Source organism: Agromyces subbeticus DSM 16689 (assembly GCF_000421565.1).
In the GTDB taxonomy this organism is placed as follows: domain Bacteria; phylum Actinomycetota; class Actinomycetes; order Actinomycetales; family Microbacteriaceae; genus Agromyces; species Agromyces subbeticus.
The window spans coordinates 38,603-53,614 of record NZ_ATXG01000018.1; the positions used below are offsets into that span (position 1 = coordinate 38,603).

Annotated in this window: 15 protein-coding genes, 1 tRNA gene and 1 other RNA gene; 9 read left to right on the forward strand and 8 right to left on the reverse strand. The window is 68.2% G+C overall.

What is annotated here, in order from left to right:
• Nucleotides 1-3: 3 nt before the first annotated feature.
• On the reverse strand, nt 4-1,359 hold the full coding sequence (locus H521_RS0118220) for a glutamine synthetase family protein (protein WP_022894452.1): 1,356 nt from the start codon (nt 1,357-1,359) through the stop codon (nt 4-6).
• Between the two features lie 88 nt (nt 1,360-1,447).
• Between H521_RS0118220 and panB the strand changes: the two genes are divergently transcribed.
• Complete coding sequence (panB, locus tag H521_RS0118225; protein ID WP_022894453.1) at nt 1,448-2,332, forward strand: 3-methyl-2-oxobutanoate hydroxymethyltransferase; 885 nt, start codon at nt 1,448-1,450, stop codon at nt 2,330-2,332.
• A gap of 10 nt (nt 2,333-2,342) precedes the next feature.
• On the opposite strand, the gene H521_RS0118230 is transcribed toward panB, so the two are convergent.
• The gene (locus H521_RS0118230) at nt 2,343-2,528 is read right to left on the reverse strand and encodes an SPOR domain-containing protein (RefSeq protein ID WP_022894454.1); all 186 of its coding nucleotides are present in this window, start codon (nt 2,526-2,528) and stop codon (nt 2,343-2,345) included.
• A gap of 11 nt (nt 2,529-2,539) precedes the next feature.
• On the opposite strand from H521_RS0118230, the gene map reads away from it, so the two are divergent.
• Together map and ppgK are read left to right on the forward strand one after the other, a co-directional pair.
• Nucleotides 2,540-3,403, forward strand: coding sequence for a type I methionyl aminopeptidase (map, locus tag H521_RS0118235; RefSeq protein WP_022894455.1), 864 nt, complete (start codon nt 2,540-2,542; stop codon nt 3,401-3,403).
• A 35-nt stretch (nt 3,404-3,438) separates the two neighbouring features.
• Nucleotides 3,439-4,191 (forward strand): polyphosphate--glucose phosphotransferase, encoded by a 753-nt coding sequence (gene ppgK / locus H521_RS0118240; protein WP_022894456.1) that lies wholly within the window; start codon nt 3,439-3,441, stop codon nt 4,189-4,191.
• A 15-nt stretch (nt 4,192-4,206) separates the two neighbouring features.
• Here the strand turns inward: ppgK and rnpB are convergent.
• From rnpB to H521_RS0118250, 3 genes are all read right to left on the reverse strand, one after another.
• An RNA gene (gene rnpB / locus H521_RS25205) (RNase P RNA component class A) lies at nt 4,207-4,584 on the reverse strand.
• Between the two features lie 29 nt (nt 4,585-4,613).
• A complete protein-coding gene (locus H521_RS0118245; RefSeq protein ID WP_022894457.1) occupies nt 4,614-5,351 on the reverse strand; it encodes a zinc ribbon domain-containing protein in 738 nt (245 codons plus the stop codon).
• 51 nt (nt 5,352-5,402) lie between these two features.
• Nucleotides 5,403-6,221, reverse strand: a complete 819-nt coding sequence (locus H521_RS0118250; RefSeq protein ID WP_022894458.1) for a Nif3-like dinuclear metal center hexameric protein — start codon at nt 6,219-6,221, stop codon at nt 5,403-5,405.
• 238 nt (nt 6,222-6,459) lie between these two features.
• Between H521_RS0118250 and H521_RS0118260 the strand changes: the two genes are divergently transcribed.
• Entirely contained in the window at nt 6,460-7,131 is a 672-nt protein-coding gene (locus tag H521_RS0118260; RefSeq protein ID WP_022894460.1) for a helix-turn-helix transcriptional regulator, read from the forward strand.
• Nucleotides 7,132-7,135: 4 nt separating this feature from the next.
• On the opposite strand, the gene H521_RS24235 is transcribed toward H521_RS0118260, so the two are convergent.
• Nucleotides 7,136-7,585, reverse strand: coding sequence for a MerR family transcriptional regulator (locus tag H521_RS24235; RefSeq protein WP_051159349.1), 450 nt, complete (start codon nt 7,583-7,585; stop codon nt 7,136-7,138).
• Between the two features lie 129 nt (nt 7,586-7,714).
• Here H521_RS24235 and H521_RS0118270 point away from each other — a divergent pair, with 129 nt between their 5' ends.
• Nucleotides 7,715-8,440, forward strand: coding sequence for an SDR family oxidoreductase (locus tag H521_RS0118270; RefSeq protein ID WP_022894462.1), 726 nt, complete (start codon nt 7,715-7,717; stop codon nt 8,438-8,440).
• A 69-nt stretch (nt 8,441-8,509) separates the two neighbouring features.
• Here H521_RS0118270 and H521_RS0118275 read toward each other — a convergent pair.
• Nucleotides 8,510-8,582: transfer RNA gene (locus H521_RS0118275), tRNA-Val, on the reverse strand.
• A gap of 55 nt (nt 8,583-8,637) precedes the next feature.
• Here H521_RS0118275 and H521_RS0118280 point away from each other — a divergent pair.
• Nucleotides 8,638-9,339 carry a hypothetical protein gene (locus H521_RS0118280; protein ID WP_022894463.1) on the forward strand — a complete coding sequence of 234 codons (702 nt, stop codon included), beginning with the start codon at nt 8,638-8,640 and terminating at the stop codon, nt 9,337-9,339.
• Between the two features lie 60 nt (nt 9,340-9,399).
• On the opposite strand, the gene H521_RS0118285 is transcribed toward H521_RS0118280, so the two are convergent.
• On the reverse strand, nt 9,400-9,855 hold the full coding sequence (locus H521_RS0118285; protein ID WP_022894464.1) for a peroxiredoxin: 456 nt from the start codon (nt 9,853-9,855) through the stop codon (nt 9,400-9,402).
• A 173-nt stretch (nt 9,856-10,028) separates the two neighbouring features.
• Between H521_RS0118285 and aceE the strand changes: the two genes are divergently transcribed.
• From aceE to H521_RS0118300, 3 genes are all read left to right on the forward strand, one after another.
• Nucleotides 10,029-12,755, forward strand: coding sequence for a pyruvate dehydrogenase (acetyl-transferring), homodimeric type (gene aceE / locus H521_RS0118290; RefSeq protein ID WP_022894465.1), 2,727 nt, complete (start codon nt 10,029-10,031; stop codon nt 12,753-12,755).
• Between the two features lie 11 nt (nt 12,756-12,766).
• Nucleotides 12,767-13,981, forward strand: a complete 1,215-nt coding sequence (locus H521_RS0118295) for a PucR family transcriptional regulator (RefSeq protein WP_022894466.1) — start codon at nt 12,767-12,769, stop codon at nt 13,979-13,981.
• Between the two features lie 90 nt (nt 13,982-14,071).
• Nucleotides 14,072-14,992 (forward strand): ACP S-malonyltransferase, encoded by a 921-nt coding sequence (locus H521_RS0118300; RefSeq protein ID WP_026482465.1) that lies wholly within the window; start codon nt 14,072-14,074, stop codon nt 14,990-14,992.
• Nucleotides 14,993-15,012 lie beyond the last annotated feature (20 nt).

Below are 15,012 nucleotides of genomic sequence, written 5' to 3' on the forward strand. Positions count from 1 at the left end.
GGGTCAGAGGATCTCGAGGTTGCGCTGCAACTCGAACGGAGTGACCTGCGAACGGTAGTCGCGCCACTCGGCGCGCTTGTTCGCGAGCACGTAGTTGAAGACCTGCTCGCCCAGCGTCTCCGCGACGAGTTCAGACTCCTCCATCTGCTGGATCGCGTGATCGAGGCTCGCCGGCAGCGGGTCGTAGCCGAGCGCGCGCCGCTCGCGATCGGTGAGCGCCCACACGTCGTCTTCGGCCTCTGGAGGCAGTTCGTAGCCCTCTTCGATGCCCTTCATGCCGGCGGCGAGCAGCAACGAGAAGGCCAGGTAGGGGTTCGCCGCGGAATCGATGGCGCGATACTCGACGCGCGCGCTCTGGCCCTTGTTGGGCTTGTAGAGCGGCACTCGCACGAGCGCGGAGCGGTTGTTGTGACCCCAGCAGATGAAGCTCGGTGCCTCTGCGAGCTTGTCGGGTCCTACCCCGCCCCACAGCCGCTTGTACGAGTTCACGAACTGGTTGGTGACCGCGGAGATCTCCGACGCATGGCGCAGGAGTCCCGCGATGAACTGACGGCCGATCTTCGAGAGCTGGTATTGCGCACCGGGCTCGTAGAAGGCATTCGCATCGCCCTCGAACAAGGACAAGTGGGTGTGCATGCCGCTTCCGGGCTGCAATGAGAACGGCTTCGGCATGAACGTGGCGTAGACGCCCTGCTCGATCGCGACCTCTTTGATGACGGTGCGGAACGTCATGATGTTGTCGGCCGTCGTGAGCGCGTCGGCGTAGCGGAGGTCGATCTCGTTCTGGCCGGGGCCGGCCTCGTGGTGGCTGAACTCGACGGAGATGCCGAGGTCTTCGAGCATGCGCACCGAACGGCGACGGAAGTCGTGGGCGGTGCCGCCGGGAACGTTGTCGAAGTAGCCGGCCGAGTCGACCGGTTCGGGCCCCGTCTCGCCGTACTTCGACGACTTGAGCAGGTAGAACTCGATCTCGGGGTGCGTGTAGAACGTGAACCCGCGATCGGCCGCACGAGCCAGGGTGCGCTTCAGCACGTTGCGGGGGTCTGAGACCGCCGGCTCGCCGTCGGGCGTCGTGATGTCGCAGAACATGCGTGCGGTCGGGTCGATGTCGCCCCGCCACGGCAGCGTCTGGAACGTCGTGGGATCGGGGTAGGCGAGCAGGTCGGACTCGAAGGTGCGACTCAGCCCCTCGATCGCCGAGCCGTCGAAGCCGATGCCCTCGGTGAACGCACCCTCGACCTCGGCGGGCGCAATGGCCACCGATTTCAAGGTGCCGACGACGTCGGTGAACCAGAGCCTGACGAACTTGACCCCTCGCTCCTCGATCGTGCGAAGAACGAAGTCGCGCTGCTTATCCATCCACACCCTCTCTCGCACCTCTCAGCGTACTGGCTCGGGCGGGCTCGTGAGGCCGGGCGCGGATGCCGCGTGTGCCAGACTTGGCCTCATGTCAGGCGAGCCCCAGTCCGCAGCATCCGACACCTCGGCCGGCGCCGAGCAGAACCCGTATGGCGGTGCCGCCGCATCCGGAGGGCCGAAGCGCGTGCGCACTCGGCACTTCCAGAATGCGAAGCGCGACGGCATCAAGATCACGGGGCTGACGAGCTACGACCAGCTCACGGCGCGCATCTTCGACGAAGCCGGCATCGACTTCCTGCTCGTCGGCGACTCGGCGGGCAACAACGTCTTCGGCTACGAGACGACCCTGCCCGTCACGGTCGATGAGCTCATCCCGTTGACGCGGGCGGTCGCTGGTGCGGTCAAGCGTGCCTTCGTGGTGGCCGACATGCCGTTCGGCTCCTACGAGAACGGCCCTGAAGACGCACTGCACACCGCGGTGCGGTTCATGAAGGAGGCCGGCGCGCACGCCGTGAAGCTCGAGGGCGGCGAACGCAGCCACAAGCAGATCCGCCGCATCGTCGGTGCCGGCATCCCTGTGATGGGCCACATCGGCTACACGCCGCAGAGCGAGCACGGCCTCGGCGGCCATGTGATCCAGGGTCGCGGCGACGGCGTGAAGCAGCTGCTCGCCGATGCGAAGGCGGTGCAGGAGGCGGGCGCATTCGCCGTCGTGCTCGAGATGGTGCCGGCCGATGCCGCGCGACAGGTGACCGAGTTGCTCGAGATTCCCACGCTCAGCGTTGGCGGCGGCCCCCACACCGACGGGCAACTGCTCGTCTGGACCGACTGGGCCGGCCTCACGATCGGGCGCGTGCCGAAGTTCGTCAAGCAGTACGCCGATCTCTCGGGCATTCTCAGTGCTGCGGCGAAGGAGTGGCGCGCCGACGTGGAGTCGGGCGTCTACCCGAACGCCGAGCACTCGTACGAGTAGCCCCGGGCCGTCAGTCTTCGGCGGCCTCTTCTTCAGCCCACTTCGCGCTGTTCGCACGCAGGATATCGAGCGCGCGCTCGGCTTCGGCGCGGGTCTCGAACGGACCCACCCGGTCAGTCGACGGCGACTCGAATCCCTGCTCCACCTCTCCGGTGCGCAGGTTGTACCAGAACATGTGTTCGACGTCCTCGGCCATAGGCTGATCCTATGCCCAAAGACGCCTCCGGCCACCTGATCCCGGGTCGCCTGTCGCCGCAGCGATCGGTGCGCGCCGACATCCCCCGGCCTGAATACGTCGGCCGACGGGCGCCGGCGGCCTACACCGGCGACGACCGGTACTCGCCTGTTGAGGTCGAACGCATCCGGGCCGCCGGCCGCGTCGCCGCCGGCGCCATCGACGCGGCAGCCGCCCTGATCCGGCCCGGAGTGACGACCGACGAGCTCGATCGAATCGTGCACGACTACGTCGTGGGGCACAGCGCCTACCCGTCGACGCTCGGCTATCGCGGCTACCCGAAGTCGTCGTGCACCTCGGTCAACGAGGTCATCTGCCACGGCATCCCCGACGACACCGTGCTCGTCGACGGCGACCTCGTGAACATCGACGTCACGGCGTATCTCGACGGCTACCACGGCGACCTCAACCACACCTTCCTCGTCGGCGAGGCGAGCGAGGCGGCGACGCTGCTCGTCGAGCGCACACGAGAGGCGCTGCGCCGCGGCATCCGTGCCGTCGCCCCCGGCCGCCAGGTCAACGTGATCGGTCGTGCGATCGAGGCGTACGCGAAGCGGTTCGGTTACGGCGTCGTGCGCGAGTACACGGGTCACGGGGTCGGCCGCGCGTTCCACTCGGGGCTCATCATCCCCCACTACGACGCGCCCGAGCACGACACGGTGATCGAAGAGGGCATGGTGTTCACGATCGAGCCGATGCTGACCCTCGGCGGACGCGAGTGGGAGGTGTGGGACGACGACTGGACGGTCGTGACCCGCGACCGCTCGCTGACGGCCCAATTCGAGCACACCCTCGTGGTCACCGAGCGCGGGGCGGAGATCCTGACGCTTCCCTGAACGCCGCCCGAATGACCCGCGATAGTCTGGCGACCATGGCGACAGAGCACGCGATCGGCATCGATATCGGCGGTACGGGCATCAAGGGCGCGGTCGTCGACCTCCGCTCCGGCGAGCTCGTCTCGGAGCGGCGAAAGGTGTCGACCCCTGAGGGCGGCCGGCCGGCCGACATCTTGCGGGCCACCGGCGAACTGCTCGACGGACTCTCGAACGAGTTCGGCGATGCCCTGCCGCTCGGCGTCTGCTTTCCTGCGGTCGTGAAGCACGGGCACACGCTCTCGGCAGCGAACATCTCGAGCGAGTGGATCGGCCTGCCCGCCGAGCAGCTCTTCGAAGACACCTTCGGCCGCGAGATCCACTTCATCAACGACGCGGATGCCGCGGGCTACGCGGAATCCCGCTACGGCGCCGCCGTGGGAGCTGAGGGACTCGTCATCCTCACGACGCTCGGCACGGGCATCGGGTCGGCCTTCCTCTACGACGGCGTGCTCCTGCCGAACACCGAACTCGGTCACATGGAGGTCGACGGCGTGCAGGCCGAGAAGCGCGCCGCATACTCGGCGATGGAACGGGAGTCGCTCGATTGGCCCGACTGGGCGGCGCGGCTGCAGCGCTTCTACGCAGCGGTGGAGTTCCTGTTCTCCCCCGACCTGTTCGTCGTGGGCGGCGGCGTCTCGAAGCACCACGCGCAGTTCCTGCCGTTGCTCGAGCTCAACACCCCCATCGTGCCGGCGGTGCATCGCAACAACGCGGGAATCCTCGGGGCGGCATCGCTCGCTGCGGGGTGACCCGCAGAAAAGGTGCGAATGGGCCGGCTGATACGCCGGGTTCTGTTCACCGGGCGCTTTCGCGACACCGGCTGGACGGCCATCTCTCTCGGGACTACGTTGCCGCAGCCCTCCAGCGGTCTACCCGGGAACGGGACGGGCAGCCCCATCGTTCCCTGTCTGACCTTGCTCCGGACGAGGTTTACCGAGCCGGCCGCGTCACCGCGGCCGCTGGTGGGCTCTTACCCCACCGTTTCACCCTTACCCGACGCTTGCGCGCCAGGCGGTCTGCTTTCTGTGGCACTGTCTCGCGGGTTGCCCCGGGTGGGAGTTACCCACCGTCCTGCCCTGCGGAGCCCGGACGTTCCTCGGCGCACGATCGAAACCGTGCGACGCGACCGTCTTGCCGACCCACTCGCCCGACCAGTCTATCGTGTGGGCGCTCAGAGCCCCGACTCGTCGGTGCGCACGAGGATCCGGTCGCACTCCGGGCATTGCACGACCTCATCGGGTGCAGCTCGGCGAACCGACTCGAGGTCGGAGCCGGTGAGCGTCATGCCGCAGCCACCGCACGTGCGCGCCTGCAGCAGTGCAGCTCCGACTCCCCCACCGCGCACGCGAGCCCGCTCGTAGTACGCGAGCAGCGGCTCGGCGACGTCGCCGGCGAGCACGGCGCGATCGCGCTCGGTCTGCTCGCGCTCGATACCGAGACCGCCTGCTGCCTGATCGCGCTCGGCTTCGAGCGCGGCGACCTCGTCGACGATCGCCGCTCGCTGCATGTCGATACTCGAGACGGCGACCTCGGCCTCTTCGACGCGCTCCATGACGACGAGTTCCTGCTCCTCGAGGTCGTTCAGGCGGCGGCGAAGCGACACGAGTTCGGCTTCGAGGGCCGAGACGTCCTTGACCGATGAGGTGTGCTGCAGTCGCTCGCTGTCACGGGCGATGCGCGCCTCGACGACCTTCACGTCGGATTCGAGGCGATGCAGCTCGAGACGGGCGTCTTCGAGCGTGCCGAACGCCTCGGCGCGCGTGCCGCGCACAGCCTGGTCGCGGCTGGCGAGCTCGGCGAGCGGCTTGGCCTGCGGAAGCGAGCCGAGTCGGTGCGCGAGCTGCGCGAGTCGCGTGTCGAGCGACTGGAGTCGCAGCAGGTGTTCCTGTTCGGCGGGACTGGCCTTCACGTGGTACTCCTCGAGGTTCGGGTTGTCGGTGACGACGTGGTCGGTGCGGGTTCACTGCACGATCTGGAAGTCCCAGGGATCGGTGCGGAGTTCGGAGACGACGACGGTGAGCTCGGGGTGCGCGGCGCGCAGCTCGGCGGCTGCCGTCTCGAGCCAGAGCCATTCGCTCGCCCAGTGCGACACGTCGATCAGCGCAGGGCCGCCCGAGAGCTTCGACTGCTCGCGCGACTCCGACGCCGGGTGATGGCGAAGATCGGCCGTGATGTAGGCGTCGGCCGTGCGCACGACAGGCTCGGAGAGCAGCGAGTCGCCCGCTCCGCCGCACAGGGCGACCGTGTTCACGACGTCGTCGAAGCTACCGGCGACGCGCACCCCGGTCGCGGTCGGCGGGAGGATCGCGGCGAGACGACGCGCGAGACGGCCGACAGTGGTGGGTTCGGCGAGTCGTCCGACGCGCCCGAGACCGAGGGCCATGTCGTTCGACGGTACGATCGGACGGATGTCGCTGAGACCGAGCCGTTCTGCGAGCACCGCCGAGGTGCCGGAGGCGACGACATCCGCGTTGGTGTGCGCGGCGACGAGCGCGCAGTCGGCACGGATCAGGCGAGCGAGCAGCGAGCCCTTGTACCGGTCTTCGGCGACCGAGGTCACTCCCCGGAGCAGTAGCGGATGGTGCGCGATCACGAGATCGGCGCGCTCGGCGATGGCTTCGTCGATGGTCTCGGCCACCGCGTCGACGGTGAAGAGCACGCGATGAACCGCGGCATCGGGGTCGCCGGTCACGAGGCCGGCCGCGTCCCACGATTCGGCGCCGGCGAACGGCCACAGACGATCGATCGTCGTCAGGAGTTCGGCGAGGCTCGGGGTCACCCGCTCAGCCTACCCGCGCGACCGACGCTGCCCCGTGCCATCCGCTCAGCACGAACCTGCGCGAGGTTCATCGCGCCGGTGTCCGCGATGAACTCGCGCCGCTCGCGATCGCCCCGAAAGACCACCTCGGGCACTGCGGGTGAGCCGACAGTACGAGCGTGCATTTCTTACGTTAAGACTTGCTGTTTTAGATTCGCTCTTTTGTTGAGAACTGCTTTTTTAGAGTTAGGATCTGCACATGGACGACTCCGCGCGGCACGACGATCTGGTCGCCGTCGCTGCGATCGCAGACCCGCAACGGCGGTCGCTGTTCGACTTCGTGGCGCGTCAGTCGGCGCCCGTCGGTCGCGACGAAGCGGCCGCCGAGCTTCGGATGACCCGCGGCACCGCGGCCTTCCACCTCGACCGGCTCGTCGAAGCGGGGCTGCTGGCCACGGAGTTCCGCCGACGCAGCGGGCGCTCCGGCCCAGGTGCGGGCCGGCCGGCGAAGCTCTACCGCGCGATCGCCGGCGAGCTCGTGGTCTCGGTGCCCGAGCGTCACTACGACCTCGCCGCAGAACTCCTCAGCCGTGCCGTCGACGAATGCGACCGCACGGGCGCTCCCATCCGGCCGACGCTCGAACGGGTCTCGGCGAGCCTCGGCCGAGAGCTCGGAGCGGCATCCGATTCCATGACCGAAGTGCTCGAGCGACTCGGATACGAGCCTGTCAACGACGGTCACGACGGAACCCGGCTGACGAACTGCCCGTTCCATCGAGTGGCGCAGCGTCATTCATCGACGATCTGCGCCGCGAACGCGGCCTTGCTGCGCGGCGCGGCGGAGACCGTCGATGAACAGGGCCGAACGGTCGTGCTCGATCCCCGCGACGGATACTGCTGCGTGCGACTCGCTCCAGCCGCACCGGCGTGACTCGTCAGACGACGGCCCGCGCCTCCGCGGGCGCGTGCTTCGATGCCGTGCTGGCTTCGTCGGCGTCGTAGGGCGCCCAGGCTGGCTCACGGAGCGCGGGGCAGTGCTCGGGGGTCGGATGATTCGCGATGTCGATGACCCGGTCGAGGGCATCGCGTGCAGCCGAGAGGCCGGCCATGGCGGCGGTGATGCGTTCGCGCTCGGCGGCCATCAGTTCGAAGACCTCGGGGGAAGCCTGCCCGGCTTCGATGCAGGGCATGAGTTGCAGAATCGTGCGGCTGGGCAAGCCCGCACTGAACAGCTGCTGGATCAACCCGACGCGTTCGACCGCCGATTCGGCGTAGATGCGCTGGCCGCTGTGGGTGCGTTCCGAGGTGAGCAGACCGTGTTCTTCGTAGTACCGGAGCGCTCTGGTGCTGACCCCTGCCCGGTGTGCGACTTCTCCGATTCGCATCTGCGCCCCCTTCTGGTCGGGCTCTATGGCGTTCGACTTGACGTTGACGCCAACGTCAGGTTCTAGCGTAGTCGACGCCGGGCCCGACGTGGCCGGAGCACCATCGCCGCTGCAGAGAGCAAGGAACCCATGAACGTCACTGATCAGATCGCCCTCGTCACCGGAGCCAACCGCGGTATCGGCCGTCAGTTCGTGCTCGAGCTGCTGGAGCGCGGGGCGAGCACGGTCTATGCGACGGCCCGACGGCCCGAGAGCCTTGCATTCGCCGACAGTCGAGTGGTGCCGCTGCGGCTCGACCTGCTCGATCACGAGTCGGTCGTCGCTGCAGCATCCGCAGCCCGCGATGTCACGCTCGTGGTGAACAACGCCGGCATCTCCACCGGCGCCGCACTCGTCACGGGCGACCTCGCCGACCTCCATCGCGAGATGGACACCCACTTCTGGGGCTCACTCGACGTGATCCGCGAGTTCAGCCCGGTGCTCGCCCGCAACGGCGGAGGCGCGATCGTGAACATCCTGTCGGCGCTGTCGTGGTTCGCCGCCCCCGGTTCGGGCGCGTATTCTGCCGCCAAGGCCGCGGAATGGAACATGACGAACGGCGTACGTCTCGAGCTCGCTGCTCAGGGCACGCGCGTTCAGGGGGTCCTCCTCGGCGCCGCCGACACCGACATCGCGGCCGGATACGAGGGGCCCAAGATCGACCCGCGCGAGGTGCCGCGCCGATCGCTCGACGGCCTCGCAGCAGGCTCGATCGAGGTGATCGTCGATGACTGGACCACGATGGTGAAGGCGTCGCTCGCCGGCGACCCCGCCGCATTCTACGCACAGATCACCGAGCTGCTGGGCGCGAGCTGAGCGGCGCACGCCGGCGGAGGGTCCATCCGGACGTGAGGAGCGGCTGCGTTGCATTGGTCGTCGCGTGGGTGGGCCCTGCCGGGCTCGAACCGACGACATCCACGGTGTAAACGTGGCGCTCTACCAACTGAGCTAAAGGCCCTCGCGCCGCGCGCGGCGCACGCCAATGGTACCGCGCGATGCCTAGACTCACGGCCATGGAGCCGATGCCGCAGCATCCGAGTCGAACCACGCCGTCGGAGCACCGCTGGCCCTCCGTCGTCGCGCTCGTCATCGCGCTGGCGCTCTACGCGGCGCTGCCCAACGACTTCCTCGGTCCGCAGCGGTTCATCGTGGTGGTCTTCGGACTTGCACTGCTGGTGCCGCTCGTCATCGCCAACCCGCACCGACTGACGAAACGGTCGACGTTCACGAAATGGGCGTCGATCGCGCTCGCCGCCGGCCTCGTCGTCGCGAACCAGCTCACCCTCGTGCTGCTGCTCGCGTCGCTCGTGAGCGAGCGCGCCGATGACGCCCCCGGCCTGCTCGTGGCCGCGGCCCAGATCTGGGTGGCGAACGTCATCGGGTTCACGGTGCTCTACTGGGAACTCGACCGCGGCGGCCCGGTGATGCGCACGATGGCCGCCCGGTCCGAACTCCCCCCGGCCGACCTGCGCTTCCCGCAAGACGAAGATCACGACGCGGTCGCCGAGGTGGCCGCACGCTCATCCGTCGTGCGGGACTGGATGCCCAGATTCGTCGACTACTTCTACTCGACCGTCTCGAACTCGATGGCCTTCAGCGCGACCGATGCCATGCCGCTGTCGGGCCGGTTCAAGCTGCTGATGGCACTGCAGGCGTTCGGCGGTTTCCTGATCCTCGCGCTCGTGATCGCACGCTCGGTCAACATCCTCGCCTGAGCGGGCAGTACCGCCACTGGCAGCATTCACCGAGCACCGAGCGGATGTCTCAGGCCCGCGTCAGAGCGTCGCGAGCGCGTTGCGGTACTGGTCGAGCGACCGGGCCTCACCGCGGTCCGTCGCGAAGCTCGCGGCCACACGTCCGTCTGCGTCGATCACGAAGGTCGCCCGTCGCGCCACGCCGGCGGAGTCGTCGAAGGCGCCGAACGCGCTCGCTACCGCCCCGTGGGGCCAGAAGTCGGCCAGCAACGAAAATTCGTAGCCTTCGCGCTCGGACCAGGCGCGAAGGGTGTGCTTCGAATCGACCGACACCGCCAGCAACTCCACGCCGAGCTCCTCGAACATGCCGAGGTTGTCGCGGAGCGCACTGAGTTCGCTCTGGCAGACGCCCGAGAACGCGAGCGGGAAGAACACGACGGTGACCTGCCGACCCAGGAAATCAGCGTTGCGCACGGGCTGGCCGAACTGGTTCACGAGGGTGAAGTCGGGTGCGGCGGCTCCGGCGGGAAGGATCACGGAACGGGTTCCCTTCACAGGATGTGCGGTCGCGTCGAGGCCTCAGCCTAGCCGTCACCTCGCAGGCATAGAATCACTAGGATGGCGTGGTGCCACCCGGCCGCGAACCGGCCCATTCGGCGTGCGCACGTCCCACACCCGCAGGCATGATCTGCTGAAGAGAGAGGTCGAGTGTGACTGTCAACGACCAGGATCCCTACTCGGTCGAGGCGATGGACGCCGATCCGGAAGAGACATCCGAATGGGCTGAATCCCTCGATGCGCTTGTCGCAGAGAAGGGACACCAGCGTGCGCGAGAGATCATGCTGAGCCTGTTGAAGCGCTCGAAGGAACTGCACCTCGGCGTGCCCATGGTTCCGACGACCGACTACCTCAACACCATCGCTCCCGAGAACGAGCCCGACTTCCCGGGCGATGAAGAGATCGAGCGCCGCTACCGCGCGTGGATCCGCTGGAACGCCGCCGTGCTCGTGCACCGCGCTCAGCGCCCCGGCATCGCCGTCGGCGGGCACATCTCGACATACGCCTCGTCGGCAGCGCTCTACGAGGTCGGCTTCAACCACTTCTTCCGTGGTCAAGACCACGCCGGCGGTGGCGACCAGATCTTCGTGCAGGGTCACGCCTCCCCCGGCACCTACGCCCGCGCCTTCCTCGAGGGGCGCCTCTCGACCGATCAGCTCGACGGCTTCCGCCAAGAGAAGTCGCACGCTCCCAACGGCATCTCCTCATACCCGCACCCGCGGCTCATGCCCGAGTTCTGGCAGTTTCCGACCGTGTCGATGGGCCTCGGCCCGATCAACGCGATCTACCAGGCGCAGCTCAACAAGTACCTGACGAACCGCGGCATCAAAGACGCGAGCGACCAGCAGGTCTGGGCGTTCCTCGGCGACGGCGAGATGGACGAGGTCGAGAGCCGCGGCCAGCTGCAGGTCGCCGCCAACGAGGGTCTCGACAACCTCAACTTCGTCGTCAACTGCAACCTGCAGCGGCTCGACGGGCCGGTGCGCGGCAACGGCAAGATCATCCAGGAGCTCGAGAGCTTCTTCCGTGGCGCCGGCTGGAACGTCATCAAGGTCGTCTGGGGCCGCGAGTGGGACGACCTGCTCGCCCGCGACCACGACGGGGCGCTGCGCAACCTCATGAACGTCACGCCTGACGGCGACTACCAGACGTACAAAGCCGAGTCCGGCGCCTACGTGCGCGAGAACTTCTTCGGTCGCGACCCGCGGGCGCTCGAGCTCGTCTCGCACCTCAGCGACGACGAGGTGTGGGGCCTGAAGCGTGGCGGCCATGACTACCGCAAGGTCTATGCGGCCTTCAAGGCCGCGAGTGAGCACAAGGGCCAGCCGACGGTCATCCTGGCGAAGACGATCAAGGGCTACGGCCTGGGTCCGGCCTTCGAGGGGCGCAACGCGACCCACCAGATGAAGAAGATGACCCTCGAGAACCTGAAGACGTTCCGCGACCAGATGCGCATTCCGATCACCGATGCGCAGCTCGAGGAGAACCCCTACCTGCCGCCGTACTACACGCCCGGCGATCAAGACGAGGCGATCCAGTACCTCCACGAGCGCCGCCGCGAACTCGGCGGCTACCTGCCCGAGCGCCGTTCGAACCACACGGCGATCTCGCTGCCCGATGACTCGACCTATGCGATCGCGAAGAAGGGCTCCGGCACGCAGGAGATCGCCACCACCATGGCGTTCGTGCGACTGCTGAAAGACCTCATCCGCTCGAAGGACTTCGGCCACCGCATCGTGCCGATCATCCCCGACGAGGCACGCACCTTCGGCATCGACGCGTTCTTCCCGACCGCGAAGATCTACAACCCGAACGGCCAGCACTACACCTCGGTCGACCGTGAGCTCCTGCTCGCCTACAAAGAGAGCCCTCAGGGCCAGATCCTGCACGTCGGCATCAACGAGGCCGGCGCCATGGCGGCCTTCACGAATGTCGGCACCTCATACTCGACGCAGGGCGAGCCGCTCATCCCGGTCTACGTCTTCTACTCGATGTTCGGCTTCCAGCGCACCGGCGACGCCATGTGGGCTGCCGGCGACCAGATGGCTCGTGGGTTCATCATCGGCGCCACCGCGGGCCGCACCACGCTCACGGGCGAGGGCCTGCAACACGCCGACGGTCACTCGCCGCTGCTCGCATCGACGAACCCGGCTGTGGTGTCGTACGACCCCGCCTACGGCTACGAGATCGGGCACATCATGCGCTCGGGCCTCGAGCGCATGTACGGCGGCAACCACCCCGACCCGAACGTCATGTACTACGTCACGGTCTACAACGAGCCGATCGTGCACCCCGCCGAGCCCGAGAGTGTCGACGTCGACGGCATCATCCGCGGCATCCACCGCATCAGCGAGTCGAACGCCGCCGGCCCCAAGGCGCAGCTGCTCGCGTCGGGCGTCTCGGTGCCCTGGATCATCGAGGCGCAGAAGCTCCTCGCCGAAGACTGGGGCGTCTCCGCAGATGTCTGGTCTGTCACCAGCTGGGCGGAACTGCGCCGCGACGGCCTCGCCGCCGACGAGCACAACTTCCTGAACCCCGACGCCGAGCGCAAGGTCTCGTACCTCACGCAGAAGCTCGCCGACGCGCGCGGCCCGTTCGTCGCCGTCTCCGACTTCATGCACGCGGTGCCCGACCAGGTGCGTGCTTACGTGCCCGGCGACTTCGCGACGCTCGGTGCCGACGACTTCGGGTTCTCCGACACTCGGCCCGCCGCCCGTCGCTTCTTCAAGATCGACGGCCCGTCGGTTGTCGTGCGCACGCTCGAGCTGCTCGCAGACCGTGGTGAGATCGACCGCTCCCTCCCCGCACAGGCCATCGAGAAGTACCGGTTGTCCGACGTGAACGCCGGCACCACCGGATCGGCCGGCGGCGAGAGCTAGCAGGCGACGAGGTGGCGACGAGGCCCAAAACGAAGGCGGAGACGCTCGCATGGTTGCGCACCATCGCGGGCGAGCTCGCCACCGCGACGCTCAAACGTCTCGAAGACACGTTGCCGTGGTACGGCGACATGCCGCCGAGCCGTCGCTCAGCGGTGGGCCTCGTCGCCCAAGCCGGCATCTCCTCGTTCATCGCCTGGTTCGAGGATCCGCGCTCCACGCCGTGGATCGCCGCCGACGTCTTCGGCGCCGCACCGCGTGAGCTGCTGCGCTCGGTGAGCCTGCAGCAGACGCTGCAGCTCATCAGGGTAACGGTCGAGGTCGTCGAAGACCGCATCAAAGACGGTGGTGAGCCGCTTCGCGAGGCGATCCTGCTCTATTCGCGCGAGATCGCCTTCGCCGCGGCCGATGTCTACGCTCGGGCCGCAGAAGCGCGCGGACTGTGGGACGCGCGGCTCGAGGCTCTCGTCGTCGACTCGATCCTCTCGGGCGAGGCCGACGATGAGCTGCCGAGCCGCATCGCGGCGCTCGGCTGGCACGGGCACGGCGAGGTGTCGGTGCTCGTCGGCACCGCGCCGAAGCAGCTCGACGTCGACCACGTGCGCCGTGCCGCACGGCACATGCACGCCGATGTCCTGATCGGCGTGCAGGGCAATCGGCTCGTGCTCGTCATCGGCCGGGCCGACCCGCTCGCGCGCGAAGCCGATGATTCGATCGGCACCGCCCCGGCACTGACCTTCATGGAGATCGCCGATCAGCTCGAGCCGCATTTCGGAGCCGGGCACCTCGTGCTCGGGCACGCCGTGCCGAACCTGGTCGACGCGTCGAAGAGCGCGAAGGCCGCGCTCGCTGGTTTCGCGGTGGCGCGCTCGTGGCGCCACGCACCACGGCCCGTGCACGCCGACGACCTGCTGCCAGAGCGAGCGCTCGCGGGCGATCCGCTCGCGCGAGCGACCCTCGTGCACCGCATCTACCGGCCGCTGCAGGCGCATTCGACCGAACTGCTGACGACGCTCTGGAGCTATCTCGACAATGGTCGTTCGCTCGAGGCGACGGCCCGCGAGCTGTTCGTGCACCCGAACACGGTTCGCTATCGCCTGAAGCGCGTCTCCGACGTCATCGGATGGGACGCGACCGGCGCACGCGAGGCCCTCATCCTGCAATCGGCCCTCATCATCGGCTCGATGAGCGACCACGAGCTTCCTCCGCGGCGCCGTCCCTCTAGCTGACGACTCGCTGTACCGTCTGTACAAGGCTTTCCCGAAGAGCTTGTGGTGTGTGCACACCCAGGCCCGCCACTCGATTGGCAGACTGGTGTGGTGATCGTCGTCGTCTGCCCTGGACAGGGCTCTCAGACCCCTGGATTCCTCTCTCCCTGGCTCGCCGAGCCGGCCTATGCCGAACGGCTGTCGGTGATGTCCGAGGCCTCGGGGCTCGACCTCGCGCACTACGGCACCGAAGCCGATGCCGACACGATCCGCGATACCGCGATCGCGCAGCCGCTCATCGTCGCAGCCGGCATCCTCACGCTCGGCACCCTCCTGGCCGATGGGCGGGCCGACCGCATCGGCGGCATCGCCGGACACTCCGTGGGCGAGATCACGGCCGCAGCGGCATCCGGAGTGCTGAGCGAGACTGACGCGATCCGGTTCGTCGCCGAACGCGGGCGGGCCATGGCGGATGCCGCGGCGCTCGTGCCGACGGCCATGAGCGCCGTGATCGGCGCCGACGAGCACGCACTGCTCGCTCGCCTCGACGAGCTCGACCTCGAGCCGGCGAACTTCAACGGCGGCGGGCAGATCGTCGTCGCCGGTGCGCTCGACGCGCTCGACGCACTCAAGGCCGAGCCGCCGGCCGGGTCGCGGGTGATCCCGCTGCAGGTGGCCGGCGCCTTCCACACGCGCTTCATGCGCCCCGCCGTCGAACGCCTCGCCGAGGTCGCTGCGGGTCTCGCGCCCGCCGATCCGACGTTGCCGCTCTGGACGAACCGCGACGGCAGCACCGTGACGTCGGGCGCCGCGTTCCTCGAGCTCCTCGTCGGGCAGGTCTCCTCCCCCGTACGCTGGGACCGCTGCATGGAGTCGTTCCAGGCGGCCGGCGTGACCGGCATCATCGAGGTCGCCCCGGCCGGCGCGCTCGTCGGTCTCGCAAAGCGCGCCCTCAAGGGCGTGCCGACCGTCGCCGTCAAGACTCCCGACGACCTGCCTGCGGCGATCGAGCTCATCGAGCAGCACGCCTGAGCCGACGAACGACACGAGAA